This window comes from Tabrizicola sp., from assembly GCF_036781545.1.
Classification (GTDB): Bacteria; Pseudomonadota; Alphaproteobacteria; order Rhodobacterales; family Rhodobacteraceae; genus Tabrizicola.
In genome coordinates, this window is the sequence record NZ_DAIQAT010000051.1 from 1 (window position 1) to 21,040 (window position 21,040).

The following is a 21,040-nucleotide window of genomic DNA, read 5'->3' on the forward strand; positions in this document are numbered from 1 at the left end:
AAGGCGCGCATCTGATGACGATGAGCACCTACAAGTCGCTCGGCGGCCCCGCCGGGGGGCTGATCGTGACGAACGACGCCGAAATCGCCGAACGTCTCGACGCCATCGCCTTCCCCGGCCTCACCGCCAACTTCGACGCCGCCAAATCCGCGGCCCTCGCCTATACGCTCCTCGACTGGCGCGACCATGGCGCGGGCTATGCGAAAGCCATGGTCGACCTCGCCCGCGCCCTCGCGACGGAGCTTCAGACCCTCGGCCTTCCCGTCTTCGCCGCCGACCGGGGCGCCACCACCTCGCATCAGTTCGCCATCGAGGCAGCTCCCTTCGGCGGCGGTCAGGCTGCGTCGAAGACTTTGCGCAAGGCCGGCTTCCTCGCCTGCGGCATCGGCCTGCCCATCGCGGACGTCCAGGGCGACCTCAACGGCCTGCGCATCGGCACGCCCGAGCTTGTGCGCCGCGGCGTCACCCCCGCCGACGCCCCCGCCCTGGCCGCGCTGATCGCCGAGGGTCTGCGCTCCAACGCGCCCGAGACCGTCGCCCCCCGCACCAAGGCCCTGCGCGCCCGCTTCCAGGGCCTGCACTTCGTCAACCCTTGACCATCCCCGCCCCGTCCCGTCTTCTGCCCCCGAAACGGCAGGAGACGGCGATGCGGCAACGGCACCTCGGCAAGAACGGCCCCCAGGTTTCGGCCCTTGGCCTGGGCTGCCTGTCCTTCGGCGGCATGTTCGGCCCGACGACCGAGGCCGAAACCCTCCGCACCCTCGACGCCGCCTGGGACGCGGGGATCACCTTCCTCGACACCGCCAACCGCTATGGCGAGGGCGTCAGCGAGACGATGATCGGCCAATGGCTCAAGACCCGGGGCCACCGCCCCCATATCGCCACCAAGGCCGCCTTTTCCGACGACCCCGCCCGCCGCATCGACAACCGGCCCGAACATCTGCGCGCGGAGTTGGAAGGCTCGCTGAAACGGCTGAGGGTCGACCATGTCACCCTCTTCTACGCCCACCGGCATGATCCTCTGGTCCCGGCGGAAGACCTTGCCGGCACGATGCAACGGCTTCAGGAGGAAGGCAAAATCCTCGGTTACGGCCTATCGGAAATCGGCCCCTACACGCTGGAACGCTGCCACGCGGTGCATCCCGTGACGGCAGTGCAGAACGAATATTCTCTCTGGACCCGCACGCCCGAGCTTGGCCTGATCCAGCGCTGCGCCCAGCTGGGCGTGGCTTTCGTCCCCTTCTCCCCCCTCGCCCGCGGCGCCTTCGGCACGCCGATGGCCGACCCGGCCAGTTTCGCGCCGACCGAATTCCGCACCCGCATCCCGCGCTTCCAGGCCGAGAACTGGCCGCACAACAAGGCAAAGCTCGACGCCTTCCACGCCTTCGCCCGCACCCGAGGCCTCACCCCCGCCGCGGTCGCCCTTGCCTGGCTTCTCGACCGGGCGCCGCACATCATCCCGATCCCCGGCACCCGCACGGCGGACCACCTGCGCGCCTGGGTCCTAGCCCCAGAGATCGACCTTTCCGACGACGACAGGCAGGAAATCGACCGCCTGCTCCCCCTCGGCTGGGCCTGGGGCGACCGCTATGACGACCAGCAGGCCGCGACGGTAGAGCGCTATTCCTGATGCCCCCGCAGACAATCCCTCGGCTCGCGCCCCCGGACCGTCGCCCCGCAGGCCACGCAGTGCCAGAAGTCGGGGGCCACCCGCCGGTCCAGCCGCCAGCGGCAGTTGCGCGTCAGGGTAGAGTTGCGCCGGGCGATCCAGAGATAGAGAAAGACCGAGACGCCCAGGACCAGAAGCAGCAGCGGCACGGGCGGATTACACCGCCCGGTCCAGCATCTGCTGCTTGATCTCGGCAATCGCCTTGGCCGGGTTCAGCCCCTTCGGGCAGGTCTTGGCGCAGTTCATGATCGTGTGGCAGCGATACAGCTTGAACGGGTCTTCCAGCATGTCCAGCCGCTCCCCCGTCGCCTCGTCGCGGCTGTCGACGATCCAGCGGTAGGCGTGCAGCAGCGCAGCCGGGCCGAGATAGCGGTCACTATTCCACCAATACGACGGACAGGCGGTCGAGCAGGATGCGCACATCACGCATTCATAAAGCCCGTCCAGCTTCTTCCGATCCTCGATCGACTGCCGCCACTCCTTGGCCGGGCGGTTGGTCTTGGTCTCCAGCCAGGGCATGATGCTGGCGTGCTGGGCATAGAAATGCGTCAGGTCCGGGATCAGGTCCTTGATCACCGCCATATGCGGCAAGGGGTAGATCTTCACATCGCCCTTGATCTCGTCCAGCCCGTAGATGCAGGCCAGCGTGTTGATCCCGTCGATGTTCATCGCGCAAGACCCGCAGATGCCCTCGCGGCAGGACCGGCGGAAGGTCAGCGTCGGGTCGATCTCGTTCTTGATCTTGATCAGAGCGTCCAGCACCATCGGGCCGCATTTGTCCATGTCGATGAAATAGGTATCGACCCGCGGATTCTCGCCGTCATCCGGGTTCCAGCGGTAGATCTGGAACTTGCGCACGTTCCCGCCCTCGGGCTTCGGCCAGGTCTTGCCGGTGCGGATCTTGGAATTCTTGGGCAAAGTGAACTGGACCATGGGTCAGCCTTTCCTGGTCTTCGTCTTCAACTGGGTAGGTCTCTCGGCGGCGGGCTTCGTCAGCTCATACAGCGTCTCGCCCCGCATCAGGGCATAGGTGGACACGTCGGGCTCGACAGAGATGAACTCGTGCAAGGCGAAGCCGGCTCCGCGCATGTGATCCTTCAGATCGCGCCCGAAATAGCGCGAATGATCCTTTTGGCCGAAATGCAGCAGGCGCCCGCGGGCCGTCGTGACGGCGGGATTGACGTAGGTCGTCTCCCAGGCCTCGATCACCGGAGTCGTCACCACCAGACGCCCGCCGGGCGTCAGGCAACGGAAACATTCCGCCAGCGCCTTCACATGGTCGACATGCTCCAGGATCTGATGCGCGATGATCAGGTCGAAGCTCGCGTCCTCCAGCTCCAGCGCCTCGATGTTCAGCTTCAAATCCACCTTGGCCCGCATGAAATCGGCGGTGACATAGCGCCCCGCCAACCGGTGCAGGATCGGCTCGAACACCGGTTCGGGCGCGAAATGCAGGACCGCCATGTCCTTGCCGATTCTCCCCCGCCGGTCGATCCAAAGCTTGAACAGACGGTGCCGCTCCCGCGACCGGCACAGCGGACAAAGCCCGTCCAGCCGCGGCGGTTCGCCCACAGGAGCGAACTCGCCAACATAGCCGCAGACCGGGCAGGTGCGGCTGAAGCCCGTCACCATCATCGCCTCGTATTCCCGCAGCCGCCGCCGCCGGATCCGCTCAAGCGCCCCCCTGGCAAAGCGCATCTGCGCGGGGTCGGGCGTCGGGATCACGTCCTTCGCCATCTCACCCCTTCCAGTCCGGCCGCATGTAGAGCGGTCGGGTCGGCGGCTGACCGGTCTTCGACATCACGCAGCTTTCGTAGACGGCGGAAGGGTCCTTCCGCAGAAGGAAGTCCGAGCTGATGTCCAATGTCACCCCGGCGCCCCGGCGCCCGTCCGAGGTTGCGCCAACTGCAATCTCTCCGCGCGGCCGCTCGGCCAGCCGCGCCCGCTCGAAACACTGGCGCTCGGCCGTCTCCATGCTCATCGGGCCGCAGGCGGCAAGGACAAGCAGGGCTGGCAGGGTCAATCGCAGCATCGCATCACCGGACCGGCGGCACGCCATTCGCCGCGAAGCAGGCCTGTGCCGCCGGGCGCACCGCGATGGAGCGGATCGTCGCCTTGGTCGAGGTCCCGGCCTCCACCCCCACGTCGCGCGCCAGCAGTTCCAGCTCGCTCTGGGTCGCAGCATCCAGGATGCATTTCGTCGCCAGCCGCGCCGGCTCTGCCGGCATGTCGATGTTGACCACCGGGAAGACCACCGTATGCGCCGTCCGCTTCAGCGCACTGTCCACCACTTCGGCAGGGTCGCATCCGGTCAGCACCATCAGCGCCGCCAGAACCATGAAGTGTATCAACGTGCGCAATAGCCCGCTCCTCCCTGGAAAACGCCCCCACCGGCTTCGCACGACGGTCCCTCAACCGAGGCCGGACGACTGCTTGCCGGCGTGGCGGCAACAGCCGGTGCGGTGGCTGACGCTTTAGAGCGGCCACCATCGATCGTCCGGGAGATGCATGCGTTGGCGATTTTGGCCTGCGCTTCACTCACGTTGGGACCAGGGCGTACGATAAATGTCATGCGATCATCGCGAAGGGTAGAACTGGCCGAATAGGGACCCTTGATCGCCGCCTCGTTGATGCAGGCAGCCATGGTTTCCTGGGTGAGGCCGCCGTAGCTGTCGCAACCGCTTAGCAGACCCACCACCATAGCCATGGCAAGACCAAGTTTGCCCGATACCCAAGCTCGTGTCATCAGAACTTCCTTTCCGCCGGGGCGATCTTCGCCAGCGCGATCCCGCCCTGCGCCTCGGTGGTCAGAGGCTCGGTATGCACCGGCCGGTAGTCAAGCCTGACCTTGTCGCCATCCACCCAGGCCAGCGAATGCTTGCGCCAGTTGGCGTCATCGCGGCTCGGATGGTCCTCATGCGCGTGCGCCCCCCGGCTTTCGGTGCGGGCATGGGCGGCATAGATCGTGGCCAGCGCGTTCGGCATCAGGTTGGTCAGCTCCAGCGTCTCCATCAGGTCGCTGTTCCAGACCAGGCTCCGGTCCGTGACCTTCAGGTCGGCCATCTTGCCCGCGATCGCGGTCATCTTCTTCTCGCCCGCTGCCAGAGTCTCCTCGGCCCGGAACACCGCCGCGTCGGCCTGCATCGTGCGCTGCATCTCCAGCCGCAGTTCGGCGGTCGGGATCGTGCCGCTGGCGTTACGCAGCGCGTCGAACCGATCCAGCGACTTGTCGACCTCGGCCTTGTTGGTCGCCGGAACCGGGGCCGCCCGGTCCACCACCTTGCCCGCGCGGATCGCCGCCGCCCGGCCGAAGACCACCAGGTCGATCAGCGAGTTGGACCCCAGCCGGTTCGCCCCGTGCACGGAAGCGCAGCCCGACTCGCCCACCGCCATCAGGCCGGGGAAGACGGCATCGGGGTTCGCATGGGTCGGGTTCAGCACCTCGCCCCAGAAGTTCGTCGGAATGCCGCCCATGTTGTAATGCACCGTCGGCAGGACCGGGATCGGCTCCTTGTGCAGGTCCACCCCGGCGAAGATGCGCGCCGATTCCGTGATCCCCGGCAGCCGCGCCTCCAGCGTCTCGCGCGGCAGGTGGTTCAGGTGCAGGTGGATGTGGTCCTTGTGCGCACCCACGCCCCGCCCCTCGCGGATCTCCAGCGTCATGCAGCGGCTGACGTAGTCGCGCGGCGCCAGGTCCTTGTAGTGCGGCGCGTAGCGCTCCATGAACCGCTCGCCGGCGGAATTGGTGAGATACCCGCCCTCGCCCCGCGCGCCTTCGGTGATCAGGCAGCCCGAACCGTAGATGCCGGTCGGGTGGAACTGCACGAACTCCATGTCCTGCAACGGCAGCCCGGCGCGGGCCACCATGCCCCCGCCATCGCCGGTGCAGGTATGCGCCGAGGTCGCCGAAAAGTAGGCCCGCCCGTAGCCCCCTGTCGCCAGCACCACCATCTTGGCGTTGAAGACATGGATCGTGCCGTCATCCAGCTTCCAGCAGACAACGCCAGTGCAGGTTCCATCGGTGATGATCAGGTCCAGCGCGAAATATTCGATGTAGAATTCCGCGTTGTTCTTCAGGCTCTGGCCATAAAGCGTATGCAGGATCGCGTGTCCCGTCCGGTCCGCCGCCGCGCAGGTCCGCTGCACCGGCGGGCCATTGCCGAACTCGGTCGTGTGCCCGCCGAAGGGCCGCTGGTAGATCTTGCCCTCTTCCGTACGGGAAAACGGCACCCCGTAGTGCTCCAGCTCGTAGACCGCTTTCGGGGCCTCCCGCGCCAGATATTCCATCGCATCGGTGTCACCCAGCCAGTCCGAGCCCTTCACCGTGTCGTACATGTGCCATTGCCAGTGGTCCGGCCCCATGTTGCCGAGGCTGGCCGCGATCCCCCCCTGCGCCGCCACCGTGTGGCTGCGCGTCGGGAAGACCTTGGTCACGCAGGCCGTCCTGAGCCCCTGTTCGGCCATCCCCAGTGTCGCCCGCAGGCCCGCACCGCCCGCGCCCACCACAACGACGTCATAATCATGCGTCTCGTATGCGTATTCAGCCGTCATTTCCGTATCCTTGCCGCGCCGCCAGACCCTACAGCGCCATTCTCACCAGGGCGAACAGCCCCGCCGCGATCATCGCGTAGGCTGCGGCCGCCACGACCCACAGAAGAATCTTGCTGCGGACGCCATGCACATAGTCGATGATCGCCTCCTCGGCTTCCGCCTTGCAATGCAGGGCGACGACGATCAGCGTCAGCGCCGCAACAACCGCCGGGAACGGCCGCGCATAGAACTCCAGCACCCCGGGGTGATCACGGCCAAGCGCAGAGCCGAAGGTAAAGATGAACAACGGCACCAGCACGATCAGCGCGGCCGAGCTGACCATCATCCGCCAGTGATGATGTGTTCCACTGCGGGCCGAGCCCAGCCCTTCGGCGCGCTTGCGGTCGGTCATGAACTGCATTGCCTGCCTCCTCAAACCGCGATGACGGTGATGATCGTCAGGATGGTGGCCCCGATGAACATGCCCCATCCCATCCGCTCGCCCGCGGGGACGTCCACAAAGTAGCCCAGGTCCCAGATCAGGTGCCGCAGTCGGCCAAGGGTGTGATACCAGATCGCCCAGGTCGCCGCCGTCAGCACAAGGTCGCCGACGATCCCGGTCATCAGCCAGTCCACCGTGGCAAAGGCCCGAGGAGAGGTCGCCGCCGCCAGCAGCCATGCCACCACAAGGAATACGGTGCCCAATGTGGCAATCCCGGTGATCCGCACCATGATCGACGAGATCGAGGTCATCTGCGGCCGGTAGTAGGGGCCGATCATGAAGGGCGACAGGGGGCGGTTGATCGGCTTCGGGTCGGCCATCGCAGTCCTCACGGGTGGCGGCAGGGCATGACCTGCACAGCTATCGTTCGGTCTTCTGCATAGCGCGTAATTCGCCGAAGTCACGCATGAGAATGCCGCAGGCGCGAGATGTTTCCGCTATCTGCGCAAGTTTTTCCAATTTGTGATCACGAATTTTCGACCCGTGATCACAACTTTGGTCGCACTCGCTTCAGCCGCCCAGCAGCGTTGTATCCCAGGCCAGACTCACTCCGATGTAGCTGCCCAGATACTCGGATCCGTCATAATAGCGCAGGTCGACCCCCAGTTCATCGGTCAGCGCCCAGGTCGCCCCGATGTCCCATTCCGTCTCGGACGGGGCCTCCGCAACTTCGTAGATGCCATAATTGGCGGAAAGCTCCAGCTTGTCGCTCGCCGCAAAGGCCGCCCCGACATAGGCATTGCCCAACTTGTTTTCCGGGTCGTAGGCAAGGTCGAGCGACAGCGACAGCTTGTCTCCGGCCGGGGCCTCCAGGCCAAGCGTCAGCTCGCCATAATCGCCCACATCATTCGGATACAGGTAGCGGATATAGCCGATATCATAGCCGATCCGGCTCGCCAGAGTGGTGCGATAGCCCAGATACAGATCCACCTCATCCGCCAGGGCATCGTCGGCGACCTGCCCCCAGATGCCCGCATAGAAGCCCCGGCTCTCCAGCTCCAGATAGGCGCTCAGATAGCTGTTGGTCCCGGTATCCGGCCCATCCTCGTCGAAGGCGAATTCCAGCTCTCCGCCGCCGTACAGCGACAGGTCCTGCGCCCCGGCGCTTCCCGCCGTCAGCGCCAGCGCGGCAAGTGCAATGCGAAACATGGTGCGATCCCCTCCCTCTCCCCAGAGGGCAGGATGGCACAGCTTCCCACTGACTGGATAGTCAAAATGTCAGATCGGCACCAGCGCCCAGTAGTCCAGGTCCAGCAGCACCTCGGGCAGGTGTTTCCCGTCCGGGCCGCGCAACTCTCCTGCCTTGCCCTTCGTCGCCACCAGCCGCAGCCGCAGCGCCCCGACCGAAGGCACCCCGGTCTCGGCCCTGTCCAGCACTTCCGACCAGGCCCGCACGGTATCGCCCGCGAAGCAGGGGTTGGCATGGGCGCCCGCGTTCAACGCCACGATCATCTGCGCATTGGCAAGCCCGTTGAACGACAGCGCCCGGGCAAGGCTGATCACATGCCCGCCATAGATCAGCCGCCGCCCGTCCTCACGCTGGGTCACGTCGAAATGCACCTTGGACGTGTTCTGCCAAAGCCGCGTCGCCAGCATGTGCTCGGCCTCCTCGACCGTCACCGCATCGACATGGTCGATCATCTCGCCCAGCTCATAGTCGCCCCAGCGATGCGGCTCCCCCGCAAGGCCAAAGTCGTAGCGGCTGAAATCCAGCCCCTCCGGCACCACCAGCGTCTCCGGCGCGACGGAAGCGGCAAGGTCAGGCACATGGACCGGCACCTGAACCTCGCGCCGCCGCTTGCGCACCATCACCCAGCGCACATAGTCCAGCACGGTCTCGTCGCGCTGGTTCAGCCCACGAGTCCTGACCCAGACCACCCCTGTCGCACCCGAGGAGGTCTCCTTCAGCCCGATCACCTCCGACTCCGACCGCAGCGTATCCCCCGGCCAGACCGGCTTCAGCCAGCGCCCCTCGGCATAGCCGAGGTTCGCCACCGCGTTCAGGCTGATGTCCGGCACCGTCTTGCCGAAGACCGTGTGGAAGGCGATCAGGTCGTCCAGCGGCGAGGCCGCCAACCCCGCCGACCGCGCAAACTCGTCCGACGAATAGACCGCCCCCCGCGCGGGATAAAGCGCATGGTACAGCGCCCGCTCCCCCGCCCCCACGGTTCGCGGCACCGCGTGACGGATCACCTCGCCCAGCGTGTAATCCTCGAAAAACCGTCCCGGATTGGTCTTCATAGCTCGCCCAGCTTCACATCCGGATCGTAGTCACCCGGAGCCTTCTTCACCACCGCCTGCCCGCAGCGCATCACCCCGTTGGCCGCGTCGAAGGCATAGGTGGGCGAGCCGTAAAGCTCCCACCCCTTGTTCAAGGCCGCCGTCACCTTGTGACAGAAGGCGGACGTGTCATCCGCACTCAGAAACCGATAGAGCTTCACGCCCCCATCTCCCTGCTTTCATCTTTGCCCAAAGTATCCCACGGGGGTGCGGGGGTGTGAAACCCCCGCTCCGGTATCAGCCCCAGGGCGGCACCCCCAGCCAGTTGTGCACCAGCATGATCGCGACCAGCACGACGACAGCCCCCACCGCGGCGCCGATCTCGCGGCCCAAGGGCGCGGGCGCAGGGGGCACCGGGCGCGGCTCGGCCCGGTTGATCAGGATCACCTCGACCACCGCCCAGGCCAGCATCCCCCCGAACAGCACCACCGAGGCCAGGTCCCCGTTGACCAGAAGATGCGCCACCGCCCAGGTCTTCACCGCCGTCAGCTGCGGATGCCGGATCACCCGGGTAATCCGCGTCTTCATGCCCGACGCCGCGAAAAGATAGACCGCGAAGGCCATCAGAAGGTTGTTCACATGCACCAGGAAGCGCGGCGGATACCACAGCTCGACAAACTCGGCGCCGTCGATCCCCAGCCACTCGCTGCCCCGGAAGCCGATCACCATCAAGACCACGCCCGCCAGCAGCAGAACCGTCACCAGACCCTTGCCCGGCTCGCCCCAGCGCGCCCGCGAGGCCGGAGCCATCCGTTTCCACAGATGCGCGCCCCACCACAGCAAAAGCCCCAGAACGATCAGTGTCATCGCTGCCCTCCATCGGTCGCGGCGCCACCCTGCCGCTAAACCGCGAGCGCTGCAATCGCCTCGGCCTTGCCGATCAGCGCCTGGGCTGTGGCGACATGCAGGTTCTCGACGATCCGCCCGTCCACCACCGCGACCCCCTCGCCCCGCGCCCGCGCCTCCGCATAGGCCGCGATCTGGCGCCGGGCCAGCGCGACCTCCTCCTCCGACGGCGCGAAGACCTCGTTCGCAACCACCAGCTGCGCCGGATGGATCAGCGTCTTGCCGTCGAAGCCCATGTCGCGGCCCTGCTCGCATTCCGCCCTGAGGCCGCCCTCGTCCTTGAAGGCGTTGAAAACGCCATCGACGATCACCTTCCCCTCGGCCCGGGCCGCCAGGACACAGGTCCCCAGCCCCGCCATCAGCGGCAGCCGGTCGGCCCGGAACCGCGCGCCCAGCTCTTTCGCCAGGTCGTTGGTGCCCATCACCATCCCCTCCAGCCGGTCATGCGCCGCAATCGCGCCCGCGTTCAGGCAGCCCTTCGCCGTCTCCAGCATCGCCCAGAGCGGCGCCGTCACCCGGCCCGCCACCGCCTCCAGATCGGCGGGCGCATCCACCTTCGGCAGTAGCACCGCGTCCACGCCCTCATGCGCGCCAAAGGCCGCCAGGTCCCCCTCGACCCACTCGGTCCCCAGCCCGTTCACCCGCACGATCCGCGCCCGCGCGGCGTAATCCGCGCGCGCCAGCACCCCTGCCAGCAGCTCCCGCGCCCGCACCTTCTCCTCGGGCGAGACCGCATCCTCCAGATCGAAGATGATCGCATCCGCCGCCAGGTCCCGCGCCTTCTCCAGCGCCCGCTCGCGCGAGGCCGGGATATACAGGACAGACCGATAGGGACGCGTCCCGTTCATTCCCATCGACTCACCTCCGCGCAACATTCTTGCGCTTGAAAGCACGGATCGGACACAAACGGCAAGTCTAAATTCGCCGCGCCGCAGAAATCCCTTGGCGCGCGCAGCGCAACCCGCGCGAGGCATTAACCGCCCGTCAGCCCGATCCCGGCAGCCTTGGCCCGTCCCGAAACCGGAAAGGCCCGCCAATGACCCAGCAGATGTTCGCCTTTTCCCTCGGCGTCGGCGTCCTGCTCGCCGCCGCCGGGATCGCCCAGTCCGCCCCGCAATGCGACAGCCGCGACGCCGTGACCGCGCTCCTCGCCCAGCGCTACGGCGAGACCCGCCGCAGCATCGGCATCGCGGGCGAGGCCGCGGTGATGGAACTCTACGCCGCCGAGGCCACCGGCACCTGGTCGATCACCCTCACCCTCCCCGATGGCCGAATGTGCCTGATCGCCTCCGGCTCGAACTACGAGACCGTCACCGAGGACCTCCCGGCCAGGGGCGACCCCGCCTGATCCGGCCTGCACCGCTTGCAGGCCCGGAACCCCGCCGCCTCGCAGTCCTCCACCAGGGAGCGGAACTCCACGTTCCGCCGCAAGGGCGTCCGCGCCGGGCAGGTCAGGCGGCAGAATATCCCGGTCGTCCTGACGCAGACCAGCGCCAGCCCGTCGAACCGGCCGTCCCGCGCCGCGAGAGAGTCATAAAGCGCATCGGTATCGGGCAGCATCGGTCCATCCTCCGGATCAAGGGCGCACCGCCACCCTCGCACACCGCCCGAGGCAGATCACCCCGCCCCCGGCCGATCCCGCAGCTTCCGGGTCAGATCAACCCCTTCGCTCCGTCCCAGACCAGCTTCAGCGAAATCAGCATCAGCGCCCAGGTGACAAGCCGGAAGAACAGCTTCTCGGGCATCACCTTCACCGCCCAGACCCCGACAAAGACCGCCACCACCGCCGGGACCGACAGCACCGCCGCCATCTCCAGGTTCTCCAGCCCCAGTTGCCCCAGCGCGTAATAAGGCACCAGCTTCGCCGCATTGATGATCGCGAAGGTAATCGTCGCCGTCCCGGCAAAGACCGCCTTCGGCATGCCCAGCGGCAGGGTATAGACCTGATAGGGCGGCGCCCCCGCATGGCTGACGAAACTGGTGAACCCCGTCACCGCCCCCCAGAACAGGCCCGGCGCGACCTCTGCCCGCTTCGGCTCCGCCAGCACCGGCTTGCGCAGGATCAGGTTCAGCGCGAACGCCACCCCGATCAACCCCACCAGCAGCGTCACCGCCGCCTCGGGCACCACGCTCGCCGTGGCCCAGCCTACCCCGATCCCGACGATCGCCCCCGGCACCAGGATCCCCAGCACCCGCCGGTCATAGGCGTGGCGATAGGCGTAAAGCCCGAACATGTCCGACACCACATAGACCGGCAACAGCATCCCCGCCGCCGTCACCGGGTTCATCACCAGCGCCATCACCGGCACCGACAGCATCCCCACGATCGGCACGCCGCCCTTGCCCATCCCCACCAGCGCCGCCGCGACCACCGCCGCCACCCAGAACCAGATATCCATCGCGCCCTCCGCTGGCGTTACCGCTAACCCCTTCTCAACCGGGCCGGAAGGCGCAAAATTCCGCATACAATGGTATACCGAGACACATTCCAGTGCTGGACAGCCGCGGGATAAGGGGCTACCCCTGCCCCCGATTCACCCCCCAAGGAGGCTTCCATGGCCAGACCCAAGATTGCCCTGATCGGCGCCGGTCAGATCGGCGGCACGCTTGCGCACCTGATCGCGCTGAAGGAACTGGGCGACGTCGTCCTGTTCGACATCGCCGAGGGCACCCCCCAGGGCAAGGCGCTGGACATCTCGCAATCCGGCCCCGTCGAAGGCTTCGACGCCGAGGTCGTGGGCACCAACGACTACGCCTTCCTGCGCCGGGCCGATGTCTGCATCGTCACCGCCGGCGTCCCCCGCAAGCCGGGGATGAGCCGCGACGACCTCCTCGCCATCAACCTCAAGGTGATGAAATCGGTGGGCGAGGCGATCAAGAAGCACTGCCCGCAGGCCTTCGTGATCTGCATCACCAACCCGCTCGATGCGATGGTCTGGGCGCTGCGCGAATTCTCCGGCCTGCCGCACAACAAGGTCATCGGCATGGCCGGCGTGCTGGACAGCGCCCGCTTCCGCCACTTCCTGTCGCTCGAATTCAACGTCTCGATGAAGGACGTCTCTGCCTTCGTCCTCGGCGGCCACGGCGACACGATGGTTCCGTCCGTCCGCTATTCCACCGTCGGCGGCATCCCCCTGCCCGATCTGGTGGCGATGGGCTGGACCACGCAGGAAAAACTCGACGCCATCGTCCAGCGCACCCGTGACGGCGGGGCCGAGATCGTGGGCCTCCTGAAGACCGGCTCCGCCTTCTACGCCCCCGCCGCCTCCGCCGTGGAGATGGCCGAGGCCTATCTCAAGGACCAGAAACGCCTCCTGCCCTGCGCCGCCCATGTGAAGGGCGCCTACGGGCTGAACGGCCTTTATGTCGGCGTGCCCGTCATCATCGGCGCCAACGGGGTGGAGCGTGTGGTCGAGGTCAAGCTCGACACCTCCGAGAAGACGATGTTCGACAAATCCGTCGACGCCGTGAAAGGCCTCGTTGCGGCTTGCAAGGGCATCGACCCGTCGCTGGCGTAAGGCAGGTCGGGCTTCGGCCCGACTCCCCTCGGGGCTGCCCCGCACATTCCGGCAGCCCTAAAGCTCTGCCACCGCCGCCACGAATGCCTCGATCTCCGCCTCGGTGTTGAAGTAATGCACCGAGGCGCGGACCAGCGATCCCAGACCCCGGGCACCGAGGTCGAGCCGGGCATAGGGCAGCGACGAAACCGAAACGTTGATCGCCCGCGCCCGAAGCCGCGAGGCAATCCCGCCGGGATCGAGATCGCCCTTGCGAAACGTCACGATCCCGGATTTCCGCAGCCCCAGATCATGCACCGTGACGCCCGCGACCTCGGCCAGCGCGTCCCGAAGCCTTGTACCAAGTCCCGCCACGCGCTGCTCGATCCGGTCCACCCCGATCCGGCGTGCGTAGCGGGCCGCCGCCGTCAGTCCGACACGGCCCGCAACATTGCTTTCCCAGTTCTCGAACCGCTTCGCGCCCTCGGCCCAGACAAAGCTGTCGGGACCTGTCCAGGTCGCCGAATGCAGGTCGATGAAGGGAGGATCGATCCGATCCAGGATCGCGCCGGAAACAAAAAGGAAGCCCGTGCCCCTGGGGCCGCGCAGGAACTTGCGTCCGGTGCCGGACAGGATGTCGCAACCGATCCTTTGCACATCGACTTCAATCTGCCCGACAGACTGGCACGCATCAAGAAGATAGATCAGCCCGTGCCGCCGGGCGACCTCTCCCACAGCCTCCGCCGGATTGACCAGCCCACCCTGGGTCGGAACATGGGTGATCGCGATAAGTTTCGTTCTGGGCGTTATCATGCGCTCCAGCGCGTCAACGTCGATCTGGCCGGATGCGTCCGAAGGCGCTATGTCGATCTCCAGCTCGCGTCGCCGTGCCAAATGCAGCATCGCAAGGTAATTCGACGCATATTCCGACGCATGGGTGATGATGCGGTCTCCAGAGGCGAGGGGAAGGCCGTAGAAGGCTGCATCCCAGGCGCGTGTCGCGTTCTCGACATAGGCGATCTCGTTCGCCTTCGCATTCAGCAGCGCCGCGAACTCGTCGTAGAACGCGCCAAGCTCTGCCCCGGCCCGCCGTTCGGCCTCGTATCCACCAAACTGGATCTCGTCCTTGTAGACGCCGTTCATTGCCTCGACCACGGGGCCGGGCATCAGCGACGCGCCCGCGTTGTTGAAGTGCAGGATGTCTTCGCAAGCAGGCGTATCGGCACGGAGCCGCCGGATTTCGAGGTCATCCATGGCCGAGGATCGTCCTGTTTCATAAAGAGAAAATTTGTTTCTCATTGTAACGAGGCTCGGCAATCGTCACAAGGCCCCGAATGCGCCCCGCCAAGGTCCGTTCCGTGCTACCATCGCGCCATGTTCGGGGACTTCCGGCGGTCGTCTGTGGCGTTTGCCCGGTTGCCCCGCCATTCGGGCAAAGGAGTGCAATCCTTTCCACTTCCCTAACGCCCAAAGCCAACCCCTTGATTTCCCTCGCCCCGGAAACCTGCCCGCGCGTGGGCACCCAAACGCCCCCTTGCCCCCCGCCCGCAAATCCGGCATCCCCGGGGGCCACACATTTCCCCGGAGGCCCCCAATGGACTACTCGAAATCCGGCAACCCCAAGGGCGCCCGCCGCGCCCCCCGCGGCCCCGACCACGCCCAGAAGGGCGGGCCGAAAGCCACCACTCCCCCGCGCGAGACAAAGGAAGACCTCCTCGCCCGGATGAAGGCCGCCGCCAAGGCCCCGGTGCAGAAGGCCCCTCCCAAGGAGTGACCCGTCTCGCCTCCCCCTATCTCGCCCCCGGCTTCTATGCGGAGGCCATCGCGAAGGGCCGCCACCGCGACATCGTCGGCGGCCGCTGGGACGAGACGGGGCGCGTCCAGATGGAGGCCCTCCTCTCCGCCGGGATGACGCCGGAGGACCACCTCCTCGATATCGGCTGCGGTGCCCTCCGCCTCGGCCACAAGGCGGTTCCCTACCTCAAACCCGGCCACTACTGGGGCACCGACGCCTCCCTCGCCCTGATGCGGCACGGGAGGCTCCACGAACTCCCCGACCCGGCCGCCCTCCCCGAAGACCGGCTGATCGAGGATGCCGCCTTCGCCTTCCCCGGCCTTCCGGACACGATCACGCTGGCCATCGCCTTCGGCGTCTTCACCCATCTCCCCCACGCCGCCCTCGCCATCGCGCTGACCAACCTCCGCCGCTTCCCCGACCTCCGCGCGGCCCTTTTCACCGTCTTCCTCGGCGACACCGCAGGCCCCCTCCGCCAGCCCGACGGGGTCGTCACCCATCCCGACCGCCCGCCCTACCACGTCAGCGAAGCGCAGGTCGCCCGGACCATCCGCACCGCAGGCTTCACTCCCGCCCGCCAGCCCATGCTCCTTCCCCGCGGCCAGGTGCTCTGGACCGCCACATAGGGCCTTCCCGACTTGCACCCGGCGCCGCGGACCGCCAGACTCGGGCCAGAACCGGAGATCCCCATGCGCACACTCGCCTTCACCCTCGCCCTCCTCGCCACCCCAGTAACCGCCGAGACGATCTCCGAGGAGATCGCCCGCACCGGCCTTGGCCCCACCGAAGCCCGGCTCGCCGCCCTGACCTCCCCCACCAACGAGGACCTCTTCGCCCTCGCCGGTCTCCGCTTCCTCGGCGGGATCGAGCAGGCGCTGCAACTGCGCTGGCAGACCGGGGTCAAGGCCGACTGGTCGGAGCTTCCCATCCTCCGCCTCCCCATCCCGGAGAACCCGAACGCCATCCCCTTCCACGCCGCCGATTTCACCGCGCTCATCCGCAACCTCGACGCCGATATGGAGGCCTCCCGCGAAGCCCTGGCCAAGCTCGGCGACAAGCCCTTCGCGCTGCCGATCCGCATCGCCGACCTCTGGTTCGACATCAACGCGAACGGCACCCGCGAACCGGGCGAGGGCCTCGCCGACGTCACCGGCATGGCGCTTGGCGGCGGCAGGATGTTGGGCGTCCAGGTGCAGGACCCCGTGATCACCTTCGACACCGCCGATGCCGCCTGGCTTTCGGCCTACACCCATTTCCTGTCGGGCTTCGCCTCGACCGCGCTGGCCTATGATCCCGAACCGGCGATCCAGCGCGTCCTCGACTCGTCCAAGGCGATCTATGCGCTCTGGGGCGACACCCCCCCGAACAACGCGATGGACATGATGTTCGGCCGCCAGGTCGACCGGGCGGCGATGGTCCTGCAGGCGCTCTCCAACACCCCCGACAAGGCGCTGGCGCAGGACGCCTATGGCCATTTCCTGTCGATGATCCAGGAAAACCGCCGCTTCTGGGCCCTGGTCGCGCTGGAAACCGACAACACCGGCGAATGGGTGCCGAACGACAAGCAGGTCTCCGGCCTTGGCCTCACCATGCCGCCCGGCACCGGCGACCGCTGGCAGGCGGTGCTGGCCGATGCCGAGAAGCTCCTGAAGGGAGAGGTCCTGATCCCGCACTGGCGCTTCGGGGCCGAGGCCGGGATCAACCTGAAGAAGGCCTTCGACAACCCGCCCCCCGTGGATCTGATCACCTGGATTCAGGGCGAGGGCTTGCTCCCCTACGCCGAGAAAGGGCCGCAGATGAGCGGACAGGCCTGGCGCGACTTCGAGGATTTCGTCCAGGGCGATGCGATGCTGTTCGCGGTGTTCCTGAACTGACCCGCCGAGCGCCGATTTCTTCGAAGGCTCCGGTCCGGACGTTTCGAAAAAAATCCGGCGCTCAGGCCACGTCTGCCAGCACAGTCTCCAGCGTGGCGACCAGCTTGTCGGCGATCTCGTCCAGTTCGGCGTCGCTCGCATTGAAAGGCGGCGCGAGGATCACCGTATCCCCGGCCGCCCCGTCGACATGCCCGCCGGACGGATAACAGATCAGCCCGCGCCGCAGCCCTTCGGCGCGGATGCGGCCGTTCACCCCCAGCGCGGCCTCGAAGGGCGCCTTGGTCTCGGGGTCCGCCACCAGTTCGACCCCGATGAAGTACCCCCGGCCCCGCACATCGCCCACCTGCGGCAGATGCGCCATCCGCGCCCGCAGGTCCGACCTCCAGCGCGGCCCCTTGTCCCGGATGCGCGCCAGCAGACCCTCTTCCTCGACGATCCGCTGCACCGCCACCCCGGCGGCGAGACAGGCCGTATGCCCGGTATAGGTATGCCCGGTCAGCGGCCCGCCATGGCCTGCTGCCATCACATCGGCGATCTCCTGCGTGTAGACCGCCGCGCCCAGGGGCAGGTAGCCGCCCGACAGCGACTTCGCCACGGTGATGATGTCCGCCGTGATCCCGTCCTCTTCGGACGCCCGCCACACCCCGGTCCGGCCCGACCCGCACATCACCTCGTCGCAGATCACCAGCACGCCGTGCCGCCGGCAAACCTCGGCCATGGCCTTTGCATAGCCTTCCGGCGCGGGCAAAGCCCCGCCCGCCGCACCGACCACCGGTTCGAAGAAGAACCCCGCCACCGTCTCCGGCCCGAGCCGCTGGATCTCCGCCTCCAGTTCCGCCGCCAGATGCGCGACCAGCCCCTCCCGCGTCACGCCCTTCGGCAGCCGGTAGGCATTGGCGGCACTCACCCGGCCCACCATCGGCAAGGCCCCGGCAAAGGCGCGCTGGCGGTCCTCGAACCCCGACAGCGCCGTCGCCATCAGCGTGTTGCCATGCCAGGACCGCTTGCGCGCGATGAACTTCACCCGCCCCGGCTCACCCCGGTCGAAATGGTACTGCAGCGCGATCTTCACCGCGCTTTCCACCGCCTCGGACCCCGAGGTGGTATAGACCATGTCCGCCAGCCCCGTGGCCTTGCAGATGATCTCGCTCATCTCCTCCAGCGGGTCGGTGGTGAAGAGATAGCGGTAGCCATAGGCCACCTTCTCCATCTGCCTGGCCACCGCCGCGTTCACCCGCGCATCGCCGTGGCCGATGGAAAACACCGCCGGGCCGCCCGAGCCATCGATATACTGTCGCCCCTCCACATCCCACAGATAGGCCCCCCGCCCGTGGCTGATCTTCGGCAGGATGGCTTGCGTGATATCATTGGCGCTTGGGCGCGGCATGGCGGTCTCCTTCTCTCCCGGTGCAAGCCTTCGCAAGCGCCCCGAGGCTTGTCAATCTCGCCACGCTGCCGGTGATTCGCGCCACGGCTGGCGTTACCGCCACCATGTGATCACGATTTTCCATCGTGTGATCACACGTTTCGCAACCGTGATCACATCGTTCATTTTCCCGGCATTCCCCCCGCTTTACAGGCATTTGCCGTTTGGTTCCCCCGCAAACCCGTGCCAGAACGCCCCTGACCAATCCCGGCCGCGAAGGGGCGCCCCATGAATATCCACGAATACCAGGCGAAAGAGCTTCTGCGCAGCTATGGCATCCCGGTTTCGGACGGCCGCGTCGTCCTGAAGGCCGAAGACGCCAAGACCGCCGCGGGGGAACTTGACGGCCCGCTCTGGGTGGTGAAGTCGCAAATCCACGCCGGGGGCCGCGGCAAGGGCCATTTCAAGGAGCCCGAGGCGGGGGAAAAGGGCGGCGTCCGCCTGGCCCGCTCGGTCGGCGAGGCCGCCGAATTCGCCCGCCAGATGCTGGGCCGCACCCTTGTCACCGTGCAGACCGGGGCCGCGGGCAAGCAGGTCAACCGCATCTACATAGAGGACGGCTCGGACATCGAGAAGGAATTCTACCTCGCCTTCCTGATCGACCGTCAGACTTCGCGCATCTCCATCGTCGCCTCGACCGAGGGCGGGATGAGCATCGAAGACGTGGCGCATGACACGCCCGAGAAGATCCACACCTTCACCATCGACCCGGCCACGGGCCTGCAGGATTTCCACGGCCGCCGCGTGGCCTTCGCGCTGGGCCTGACCGGCAACCAGGTCAAACAATGCGTGGGGATCGTGAAGAAGCTCTACCAGCTGTTCCTGGACAAGGACATGGACATGCTGGAGATCAACCCCTTCTGCCTGTTGAAGGACGGCACGCTGCGGCTCTTGGACGCCAAGATGGGCTTCGACGGCAACGCGATCTACCGCCACCCCGACATCGCCGCCCTGCGCGACGAGACCGAGGAGGACCCGAAGGAACTCGCCGCCTCGAAATTCGATCTGAACTACATCGCCTTGGACGGCGAGATCGGCTGCATGGTCAACGGCGCAGGGCTGGCGATGGCCACGATGGACATCATCAAGCTTTACGGTGCCGAGCCCGCGAACTTCCTGGACGTCGGCGGCGGGGCGACGAAGGAGAAGGTGACCGAGGCCTTCAAGATCATCACCTCGGACCCGAACGTGAAGGGCATCCTGGTCAACATCTTCGGCGGCATCATGCGCTGCGACATCATCGCCGAGGGCGTGATCGCGGCGGTGAAGGAAGTGGGCCTGAAGGTCCCGCTGGTGGTGCGGCTGGAGGGGACCAACGTCGAGCTTGGCAAGGAGATCATCCGCAACAGCGGCCTGAACGTCATCGCGGCGGACGACCTGAAGGACGGGGCGGAGAAGATCGTGAAGGCGGTGAAGGGATGAAGCGAAGCATTTACCTCGTCTTGGCCTTGGCTGGATGTGTCGCGGACGCTTCTGCGACTTCATCCGACAGTCGTTCCTACGTAAAATACCTGAACGCGTTCGCATCTGCGTGTTTGGCGGAAGATTTGACGGAAAACAAAGCAAAGGCTGCTGCCCGCGCAAGCGGAGTCAATTTTTACGGTATGTTTGGATATAAGACGAACGATGCTGTATCGACTGGCATCACATTGACCGGATACAGAGCCGGAGGTTTTGATCGGGATAAGGCCTACACGTCCTACACGTGCAATGTTCGATTTCGTGGGACATGGGCGGACCAGATATTCCCGGATGTTCAAGAAAAGCTTGCATCAGCTGGCTTTGCTTCCATCTCGCGATTCAACCGTAAGACTTATTCACCTGCACAAGCCTATGATGGCAAGGAAATAATCACCATTGCGGGGAGAGTGTCCCGCGGCGGCAAATCTTTCGCGGTAAGCATCACTCAGTCGCCGCCTGGTTCTGACGCCAGTGCGAGGATCTCATATATCCCCAATACGACGATAACAATCTCAACGGCTTCCTCCAATTGATTTCGCATTGTGTCGCCAACTGAAACTGACAAAACAGATCGGAAGACAGAAGATGTCCGTCCTCGTCAACAAATCCACCCGCGTCATCTGCCAGGGCTTCACCGGCTCGCAGGGCACCTTCCACTCCGAGCAGGCCATCGCCTATGGGACCAAGATGGTCGGCGGCGTGACCCCCGGCAAGGGCGGGACCGAGCACCTCGGCCTCCCCGTCTTCGACAGCGTCCATGAGGCCGTCGCGAAGACCGGCGCCGATGCGACCGCGATCTACGTCCCCCCGCCCTTCGCCGCCGACTCGATCCTGGAAGCCATCGACGCCGAAATCCCGCTGATCGTCTGCATCACCGAGGGCATCCCGGTGCTCGACATGATGAAGGTCAAGCGCGCGCTGATCGATTCGAAGTCGCGGCTGATCGGCCCGAACTGCCCCGGCGTGCTGACCCCCGGCGAATGCAAGATCGGCATCATGCCGGGCTCGATCTTCTCCAGGGGCTCGGTCGGGGTTGTCTCGCGCTCGGGCACGCTTACCTATGAAGCTGTGAAACAGACCACCGACGTGGGCCTTGGCCAGACCACCGCCGTGGGCATCGGCGGCGACCCGATCAAGGGCACCGAACATATCGACGTGCT

Annotated in this window: 27 protein-coding genes and 1 pseudogene; 10 read left to right on the forward strand and 18 right to left on the reverse strand. The window is 66.3% G+C overall.

The window, feature by feature from the left end:
- Nucleotides 1-596, forward strand: a pseudogene (locus tag V7Q39_RS10015) (serine hydroxymethyltransferase); the annotation flags it as partial.
- A gap of 50 nt (nucleotides 597-646) precedes the next feature.
- Nucleotides 647-1,630 carry an aldo/keto reductase gene (locus V7Q39_RS10020; protein WP_333816439.1) on the forward strand — a complete coding sequence of 328 codons (984 nt, stop codon included), beginning with the start codon at nucleotides 647-649 and terminating at the stop codon, nucleotides 1,628-1,630.
- Here V7Q39_RS10020 and V7Q39_RS10025 read toward each other — a convergent pair.
- From V7Q39_RS10025 to V7Q39_RS10090, 14 genes are all read right to left on the reverse strand, one after another.
- A complete protein-coding gene (locus V7Q39_RS10025) occupies nucleotides 1,621-1,818 on the reverse strand; it encodes a hypothetical protein (protein WP_333816440.1) in 198 nt (65 codons plus the stop codon). The two genes, V7Q39_RS10020 and V7Q39_RS10025, sit on opposite strands and share 10 nt — an antisense overlap.
- A 7-nt stretch (nucleotides 1,819-1,825) precedes the next feature.
- A complete protein-coding gene (locus V7Q39_RS10030; protein ID WP_333816441.1) occupies nucleotides 1,826-2,602 on the reverse strand; it encodes a succinate dehydrogenase iron-sulfur subunit in 777 nt (258 codons plus the stop codon).
- Between the two features lie 3 nt (nucleotides 2,603-2,605).
- The gene (locus V7Q39_RS10035; protein ID WP_333816442.1) at nucleotides 2,606-3,406 is read right to left on the reverse strand and encodes a methyltransferase domain-containing protein; all 801 of its coding nucleotides are present in this window, start codon (nucleotides 3,404-3,406) and stop codon (nucleotides 2,606-2,608) included.
- Nucleotide 3,407: 1 nt separating this feature from the next.
- Nucleotides 3,408-3,701 carry a hypothetical protein gene (locus V7Q39_RS10040; RefSeq protein ID WP_333816443.1) on the reverse strand — a complete coding sequence of 98 codons (294 nt, stop codon included), beginning with the start codon at nucleotides 3,699-3,701 and terminating at the stop codon, nucleotides 3,408-3,410.
- A 4-nt stretch (nucleotides 3,702-3,705) separates the two neighbouring features.
- Nucleotides 3,706-4,029, reverse strand: coding sequence for a hypothetical protein (locus V7Q39_RS10045; protein WP_333816444.1), 324 nt, complete (start codon nucleotides 4,027-4,029; stop codon nucleotides 3,706-3,708).
- Nucleotides 4,017-4,415 (reverse strand): hypothetical protein, encoded by a 399-nt coding sequence (locus V7Q39_RS10050; protein ID WP_333816445.1) that lies wholly within the window; start codon nucleotides 4,413-4,415, stop codon nucleotides 4,017-4,019. Before V7Q39_RS10050 ends, V7Q39_RS10045 begins: the two co-directional genes overlap by 13 nt.
- On the reverse strand, nucleotides 4,415-6,220 hold the full coding sequence (sdhA, locus tag V7Q39_RS10055) for a succinate dehydrogenase flavoprotein subunit (RefSeq protein ID WP_333816446.1): 1,806 nt from the start codon (nucleotides 6,218-6,220) through the stop codon (nucleotides 4,415-4,417). The genes V7Q39_RS10050 and sdhA overlap by 1 nt, the downstream gene beginning before the upstream one ends.
- A 28-nt stretch (nucleotides 6,221-6,248) precedes the next feature.
- Nucleotides 6,249-6,620 (reverse strand): succinate dehydrogenase, hydrophobic membrane anchor protein, encoded by a 372-nt coding sequence (locus V7Q39_RS10060; protein ID WP_333816447.1) that lies wholly within the window; start codon nucleotides 6,618-6,620, stop codon nucleotides 6,249-6,251.
- A gap of 11 nt (nucleotides 6,621-6,631) precedes the next feature.
- On the reverse strand, nucleotides 6,632-7,021 hold the full coding sequence (gene sdhC, locus V7Q39_RS10065; RefSeq protein ID WP_333816448.1) for a succinate dehydrogenase, cytochrome b556 subunit: 390 nt from the start codon (nucleotides 7,019-7,021) through the stop codon (nucleotides 6,632-6,634).
- Between the two features lie 190 nt (nucleotides 7,022-7,211).
- Complete coding sequence (locus V7Q39_RS10070; protein ID WP_333816449.1) at nucleotides 7,212-7,850, reverse strand: TorF family putative porin; 639 nt, start codon at nucleotides 7,848-7,850, stop codon at nucleotides 7,212-7,214.
- Nucleotides 7,851-7,919: 69 nt separating this feature from the next.
- The gene (locus V7Q39_RS10075; protein ID WP_333816450.1) at nucleotides 7,920-8,942 is read right to left on the reverse strand and encodes a MaoC family dehydratase; all 1,023 of its coding nucleotides are present in this window, start codon (nucleotides 8,940-8,942) and stop codon (nucleotides 7,920-7,922) included.
- Nucleotides 8,939-9,142, reverse strand: a complete 204-nt coding sequence (locus V7Q39_RS10080; RefSeq protein WP_333816451.1) for a DUF1737 domain-containing protein — start codon at nucleotides 9,140-9,142, stop codon at nucleotides 8,939-8,941. Before V7Q39_RS10080 ends, V7Q39_RS10075 begins: the two co-directional genes overlap by 4 nt.
- 76 nt (nucleotides 9,143-9,218) lie before the next feature.
- Entirely contained in the window at nucleotides 9,219-9,788 is a 570-nt protein-coding gene (locus tag V7Q39_RS10085) for an NnrU family protein (protein WP_333816452.1), read from the reverse strand.
- A gap of 35 nt (nucleotides 9,789-9,823) precedes the next feature.
- Nucleotides 9,824-10,675 carry an HpcH/HpaI aldolase/citrate lyase family protein gene (locus V7Q39_RS10090; protein WP_333816453.1) on the reverse strand — a complete coding sequence of 284 codons (852 nt, stop codon included), beginning with the start codon at nucleotides 10,673-10,675 and terminating at the stop codon, nucleotides 9,824-9,826.
- 188 nt (nucleotides 10,676-10,863) lie between these two features.
- Between V7Q39_RS10090 and V7Q39_RS10095 the strand changes: the two genes are divergently transcribed.
- Entirely contained in the window at nucleotides 10,864-11,175 is a 312-nt protein-coding gene (locus V7Q39_RS10095) for a hypothetical protein (protein ID WP_333816454.1), read from the forward strand.
- On the opposite strand, the gene V7Q39_RS10100 is transcribed toward V7Q39_RS10095, so the two are convergent.
- Complete coding sequence (locus V7Q39_RS10100) at nucleotides 11,127-11,387, reverse strand: Ada metal-binding domain-containing protein (protein ID WP_333816455.1); 261 nt, start codon at nucleotides 11,385-11,387, stop codon at nucleotides 11,127-11,129. The genes V7Q39_RS10095 and V7Q39_RS10100 overlap by 49 nt on opposite strands.
- Nucleotides 11,388-11,479: 92 nt before the next feature.
- Nucleotides 11,480-12,226, reverse strand: a complete 747-nt coding sequence (locus V7Q39_RS10105; protein WP_333816456.1) for a sulfite exporter TauE/SafE family protein — start codon at nucleotides 12,224-12,226, stop codon at nucleotides 11,480-11,482.
- A 156-nt stretch (nucleotides 12,227-12,382) separates the two neighbouring features.
- Here V7Q39_RS10105 and mdh point away from each other — a divergent pair, with 156 nt between their 5' ends.
- A complete protein-coding gene (gene mdh / locus V7Q39_RS10110; RefSeq protein WP_333816457.1) occupies nucleotides 12,383-13,345 on the forward strand; it encodes a malate dehydrogenase in 963 nt (320 codons plus the stop codon).
- A gap of 57 nt (nucleotides 13,346-13,402) precedes the next feature.
- On the opposite strand, the gene V7Q39_RS10115 is transcribed toward mdh, so the two are convergent.
- The gene (locus V7Q39_RS10115; protein WP_333816458.1) at nucleotides 13,403-14,578 is read right to left on the reverse strand and encodes an aminotransferase class V-fold PLP-dependent enzyme; all 1,176 of its coding nucleotides are present in this window, start codon (nucleotides 14,576-14,578) and stop codon (nucleotides 13,403-13,405) included.
- 340 nt (nucleotides 14,579-14,918) lie between these two features.
- Between V7Q39_RS10115 and V7Q39_RS10120 the strand changes: the two genes are divergently transcribed.
- The 3 genes from V7Q39_RS10120 (at nucleotide 14,919) to V7Q39_RS10130 (ending at nucleotide 16,993) form a co-directional block, all read left to right on the forward strand.
- On the forward strand, nucleotides 14,919-15,098 hold the full coding sequence (locus V7Q39_RS10120) for a hypothetical protein (RefSeq protein ID WP_333816459.1): 180 nt from the start codon (nucleotides 14,919-14,921) through the stop codon (nucleotides 15,096-15,098).
- The gene (locus V7Q39_RS10125; RefSeq protein WP_333816460.1) at nucleotides 15,095-15,745 is read left to right on the forward strand and encodes a class I SAM-dependent methyltransferase; all 651 of its coding nucleotides are present in this window, start codon (nucleotides 15,095-15,097) and stop codon (nucleotides 15,743-15,745) included. Before V7Q39_RS10120 ends, V7Q39_RS10125 begins: the two co-directional genes overlap by 4 nt.
- Before the next feature lie 63 nt (nucleotides 15,746-15,808).
- Nucleotides 15,809-16,993 (forward strand): hypothetical protein, encoded by a 1,185-nt coding sequence (locus V7Q39_RS10130; RefSeq protein ID WP_333816461.1) that lies wholly within the window; start codon nucleotides 15,809-15,811, stop codon nucleotides 16,991-16,993.
- 61 nt (nucleotides 16,994-17,054) lie between these two features.
- Here V7Q39_RS10130 and V7Q39_RS10135 read toward each other — a convergent pair whose 3' ends face one another.
- Nucleotides 17,055-18,380: an aminotransferase family protein gene (locus V7Q39_RS10135; protein ID WP_333816462.1), complete on the reverse strand. Its 1,326-nt coding sequence runs from the start codon at nucleotides 18,378-18,380 to the stop codon at nucleotides 17,055-17,057.
- A gap of 267 nt (nucleotides 18,381-18,647) precedes the next feature.
- On the opposite strand from V7Q39_RS10135, the gene sucC reads away from it, so the two are divergent.
- From sucC to V7Q39_RS10150, 3 genes are all read left to right on the forward strand, one after another.
- Nucleotides 18,648-19,841, forward strand: coding sequence for an ADP-forming succinate--CoA ligase subunit beta (gene sucC / locus V7Q39_RS10140; protein ID WP_333816463.1), 1,194 nt, complete (start codon nucleotides 18,648-18,650; stop codon nucleotides 19,839-19,841).
- Nucleotides 19,838-20,413 carry a hypothetical protein gene (locus tag V7Q39_RS10145; protein ID WP_333816464.1) on the forward strand — a complete coding sequence of 192 codons (576 nt, stop codon included), beginning with the start codon at nucleotides 19,838-19,840 and terminating at the stop codon, nucleotides 20,411-20,413. The genes sucC and V7Q39_RS10145 overlap by 4 nt, the downstream gene beginning before the upstream one ends.
- Before the next feature lie 52 nt (nucleotides 20,414-20,465).
- A partial coding sequence (locus tag V7Q39_RS10150) for a succinate--CoA ligase subunit alpha (protein ID WP_333816465.1) occupies nucleotides 20,466-21,040 on the forward strand: 575 nt, incomplete at its 3' end.

Excerpts from the sequence above, each read along its gene's own strand:
- V7Q39_RS10020 (WP_333816439.1), top strand. The coding sequence starts at position 647 with ATGCGGCAACGGCACCTCGGCAAGAACGGCCCCCAGGTTTCGGCCCTT.
- V7Q39_RS10030 (WP_333816441.1), bottom strand. The coding sequence starts at position 2,602 with ATGGTCCAGTTCACTTTGCCCAAGAATTCCAAGATCCGCACCGGCAAG.
- V7Q39_RS10035 (WP_333816442.1), bottom strand. The coding sequence starts at position 3,406 with ATGGCGAAGGACGTGATCCCGACGCCCGACCCCGCGCAGATGCGCTTT.
- V7Q39_RS10040 (WP_333816443.1), bottom strand. The coding sequence starts at position 3,701 with ATGCTGCGATTGACCCTGCCAGCCCTGCTTGTCCTTGCCGCCTGCGGC.
- V7Q39_RS10050 (WP_333816445.1), bottom strand. The coding sequence starts at position 4,415 with ATGACACGAGCTTGGGTATCGGGCAAACTTGGTCTTGCCATGGCTATG.
- sdhA (WP_333816446.1), bottom strand. The coding sequence starts at position 6,220 with ATGACGGCTGAATACGCATACGAGACGCATGATTATGACGTCGTTGTG.
- V7Q39_RS10060 (WP_333816447.1), bottom strand. The coding sequence starts at position 6,620 with ATGCAGTTCATGACCGACCGCAAGCGCGCCGAAGGGCTGGGCTCGGCC.
- sdhC (WP_333816448.1), bottom strand. The coding sequence starts at position 7,021 with ATGGCCGACCCGAAGCCGATCAACCGCCCCCTGTCGCCCTTCATGATC.
- V7Q39_RS10070 (WP_333816449.1), bottom strand. The coding sequence starts at position 7,850 with ATGTTTCGCATTGCACTTGCCGCGCTGGCGCTGACGGCGGGAAGCGCC.
- V7Q39_RS10075 (WP_333816450.1), bottom strand. The coding sequence starts at position 8,942 with ATGAAGACCAATCCGGGACGGTTTTTCGAGGATTACACGCTGGGCGAG.
- V7Q39_RS10085 (WP_333816452.1), bottom strand. The coding sequence starts at position 9,788 with ATGACACTGATCGTTCTGGGGCTTTTGCTGTGGTGGGGCGCGCATCTG.
- V7Q39_RS10090 (WP_333816453.1), bottom strand. The coding sequence starts at position 10,675 with ATGAACGGGACGCGTCCCTATCGGTCTGTCCTGTATATCCCGGCCTCG.
- V7Q39_RS10095 (WP_333816454.1), top strand. The coding sequence starts at position 10,864 with ATGACCCAGCAGATGTTCGCCTTTTCCCTCGGCGTCGGCGTCCTGCTC.
- V7Q39_RS10100 (WP_333816455.1), bottom strand. The coding sequence starts at position 11,387 with ATGCTGCCCGATACCGATGCGCTTTATGACTCTCTCGCGGCGCGGGAC.
- V7Q39_RS10105 (WP_333816456.1), bottom strand. The coding sequence starts at position 12,226 with ATGGATATCTGGTTCTGGGTGGCGGCGGTGGTCGCGGCGGCGCTGGTG.
- mdh (WP_333816457.1), top strand. The coding sequence starts at position 12,383 with ATGGCCAGACCCAAGATTGCCCTGATCGGCGCCGGTCAGATCGGCGGC.
- V7Q39_RS10115 (WP_333816458.1), bottom strand. The coding sequence starts at position 14,578 with ATGGATGACCTCGAAATCCGGCGGCTCCGTGCCGATACGCCTGCTTGC.
- V7Q39_RS10120 (WP_333816459.1), top strand. The coding sequence starts at position 14,919 with ATGGACTACTCGAAATCCGGCAACCCCAAGGGCGCCCGCCGCGCCCCC.
- V7Q39_RS10130 (WP_333816461.1), top strand. The coding sequence starts at position 15,809 with ATGCGCACACTCGCCTTCACCCTCGCCCTCCTCGCCACCCCAGTAACC.
- V7Q39_RS10135 (WP_333816462.1), bottom strand. The coding sequence starts at position 18,380 with ATGCCGCGCCCAAGCGCCAATGATATCACGCAAGCCATCCTGCCGAAG.
- sucC (WP_333816463.1), top strand. The coding sequence starts at position 18,648 with ATGAATATCCACGAATACCAGGCGAAAGAGCTTCTGCGCAGCTATGGC.
- V7Q39_RS10145 (WP_333816464.1), top strand. The coding sequence starts at position 19,838 with ATGAAGCGAAGCATTTACCTCGTCTTGGCCTTGGCTGGATGTGTCGCG.